5 protein-coding genes are annotated in these 3,113 nt (G+C 42.9%); all 5 read right to left on the minus strand.

The window, feature by feature from the left end; genetic code table 11:
• Window positions 1-1,034: hypothetical protein (locus tag M0Q24_RS11550; protein WP_295050810.1), on the minus strand; the 1,034-nt coding region annotated here is incomplete at its 3' end.
• Between the two features lie 9 nt (window positions 1,035-1,043).
• Entirely contained in the window at window positions 1,044-1,319 is a 276-nt protein-coding gene (locus M0Q24_RS11555; RefSeq protein WP_295050812.1) for a hypothetical protein, read from the minus strand.
• Between the two features lie 38 nt (window positions 1,320-1,357).
• Window positions 1,358-1,867, minus strand: a complete 510-nt coding sequence (locus M0Q24_RS11560) for a prepilin peptidase (RefSeq protein WP_295050814.1) — start codon at window positions 1,865-1,867, stop codon at window positions 1,358-1,360.
• Window positions 1,864-2,181 carry a hypothetical protein gene (locus M0Q24_RS11565; protein ID WP_295050816.1) on the minus strand — a complete coding sequence of 106 codons (318 nt, stop codon included), beginning with the start codon at window positions 2,179-2,181 and terminating at the stop codon, window positions 1,864-1,866. The genes M0Q24_RS11560 and M0Q24_RS11565 overlap by 4 nt, the downstream gene beginning before the upstream one ends.
• 422 nt (window positions 2,182-2,603) lie before the next feature.
• A partial coding sequence (locus M0Q24_RS11570; RefSeq protein WP_295050818.1) for a hypothetical protein occupies window positions 2,604-3,113 on the minus strand: 510 nt, incomplete at its 5' end.

Genomic DNA, 3,113 nt, shown 5'->3' on the forward strand with positions numbered 1-3,113 from the left:
TGCGATATATCGCCCATTTTTGTAGAGACAGATTTCCCTAAATCTCCAATAACCGCAACCGGCTTACCACCAACGACCTTAGCTCCCCCTCCTTTAACTATAGTGGGTTTTGGTATTTTCGGAGAAATGGCTTTGCCAAGAATTAACCCTGGAATCATCGCTCCGGCAAATCTGGCAGGATTTACCGTTGCAGAATCAATCATAGTAGTTACAAGTTCACCCGCTCCACCTTTTACAGACTCTAAAACCTCATTCGCATCCGCAACCGGCACATCCTTTATTAAGTTAAAATATTGAAGGCCGGCAACAACTCCCCTTGCTGTTCCTGGTATAAAATCCAGTGTTGCTCCCTTCGTCGCCTCAACTAAAACATCTCCCCGCCAATCTCCCACAGTTGGCCCTCCGGGTTTCCCGTATTGTGTTTCAGGGTCGAGCCCTACAGATTTCATCACCTCACCGATCTTCTTCTCCATCCAGGCAGGAGACATAACGACCTTAGGATCGTCAGCAGCAAGATACAGGGCCGAGATAATATCACCTTTAGCGGCGCGTATCTCTGCATCTTTCTTCAAAACATCGGAAAAGCTGATCGTCTTTAAATCATATTCAGAAACAACCTTGCCTCCGAACGTACGTAAACCCTGATTTTTGAGAGTTTCGCCAACGATCGGCCCATTAGTTGGCGCCTTCGTCAGAACGAGCTTCTTCTGTTCCGGTATTACTGTTTTAGGAGGTGTTGATGTGATATCGACCTGCTTCGGGACAATAACTTTAGCTCCTGCCGGTGCCTGGATGCTGATAGTTCTCCCCGTGATCGGTCCATTAGTGGGCGCTTTCGTCAGAACAATATTAGCAGGTGCTTTGGGAGGTATTAGGGTCGGCCGTTCTGATACTATCTCCACTCGTTTTTGAATTGGAATAACAGGAGATCCGCCGGGAGAATATACATTGGTTACTCTGCCTGTGATCGGCCCATTAATGGGCGCTTTCGTCAGAACGATGTTAGGAGGTGCTTTTGGCGGGACATATACCATATGTACACCTTACCTGGCTTGTTTCAGTACTGCGGATCTCGCTGCGTCTACTTCCTGTCCCTTTTTCGCTAATAAGTTGTAAGCTTTAATGATCTTGGTTCTCGCTGTCTTGCCTGCTGGTGTGTCAGTAAGAGCGGTCTTCCTGAGCTTTCTGTTGACGGCCCGATACTTATACACGAGCTTGTTATACTCTGCTACCTTCTGCGTGAATTTCTTGTATGCCGGACTCCGCTTTGAGTACGTAACTTTTCTCGATGTCCTTCTGCCGGTTTTTCTGGATTGCATAATAATAAACTCCTTACTTCTGAATGAGCATTCCATCTTTAAATAAGTAAGTAGTAATATATCATACCGCCAATTATCACCATTGGATAGAAACCTAATGCAAGGAATACTACTGCTGGAACACCCCTCTTTTTAGAATCTTCTCTGATCTCCTCATCAAATTTAAAAAAAAGTTTTTTGTAAATGATCGCTATCAGAACAACCAATAATGCAGGGAATACGAACGGCCATAACAGGAACATTGCTATCAATACTCTGGCATCCGAACCGCCGATGATATGTTTCTTCCCGAGATAATAGGCATATATGATCAGTATGATGTTTGATACAACCAACCACCAAAGGCCCATCGCTATCATATAATTGGAAATATACAGATATGGAATGAAAACTATGATCCAGAACGGATAGAAATATCTCGGAGGTATATATCGGTATTTTAGATCATCAATTGCTGCGATCGTGAGGATAAGGGATAACAGGAGGCTGCAGCAAAGTAAAAAGTTACAAAGGAGAAGACCCGGTAAATCTGGCAGGATCTGAATCAATAGTCATCACCTGTATATACTGCATCTTCATCCTCTTCTTCATCCAGAACATATTTATGGTAGATCGTCAGGGCCAGGATGAATATTCCATACAAACAGATGAATGTACAGAAGAGATAATATAATCCGATATCGATATTCACCGGATCAAAATTCCCGAATGGTCCCGAGATATCCATCAATCCGCTATTGACCATTGCATTGTAAAATACATCTATAATAGCTCCACCAACTAAAGCGAATAATACCGCCATGATCTGGCAGCTGATGAATATCACCAGAGCTTCCATCATACTGTTTGCTGATGTAAACATTACTGCTCACCTTCTTTTCTATTAATGCTGCTTGATAAGGCCCAGATCACTATGGCTATCAGCATGATTGCAGGACTTGCCATAATAAAATAGGTAATGGTTGTTACGGTGTTTGCCGTGGCCGTTGATAAAATACCCTGACTTATCAATAAATTAGTAGTATCAACGATCGACGAGGAGAACAGGATCATCATCAGGCTAGATATTCCTGAGAATACTAGCAGTATAACAAACATGATGATATTATAGGATCCCATTTCAGCAAAAGCCTCTTACTAGTGTCTATACCGGTTCAACAATAAATAGATACCCATCGCCCGGAACCTGGCCGCGGATTTTTCCAGAAAAAAAGTTTGAAAAAATTTCATGTATGTACAACTATGTTTTACTGTTCGTGCAGAGCGAGCGCGGTAACATTATCTTTATTCGTCTGCATTAAGTCCGAGGCATTTATCACGATTGACCCAACCAGCCGATTTCCATTTAGACCAGGTGCTGCTTAATATCTGGATATCCTTTAAAGCCTCTTTATGACTTACTCCCTGATCAACAAGAGTCCAATACTGCACACCTTTATCAAATGCATTATCCATAGCTGCCTGTGTTTGCCAACTGACTTTCGGACCTTTCTTTTCTTTCTTCGCCTGCCCAAGAACATCTTCAAATTCTCCCCGAATGAGTTTCTTTGAATTCTTAGCACGTTTCTCATCATATTCTTCCATCAACCTTTTGAGAGCTGCATCTGTTTTACCTATGCAGGCTTTCACGAGCTTTCGTTCATCATGCCAAAGAGAAGTATAATATCTCTTCCCGGTCCGTGGATTCTTACTGACCTTAAATATCCTGGCCACATTGAAACCCATCTTCATCCCAGGGACATTCCGCTCCGCTTCTCCATAGTAATTACAAAGTTCTCGACCGCGTTTATCTAC

This window comes from Sulfurimonas sp. (genome assembly GCF_023228785.1).
In the GTDB taxonomy this organism is placed as follows: Bacteria; Campylobacterota; Campylobacteria; order Campylobacterales; family Sulfurimonadaceae; genus Sulfurimonas.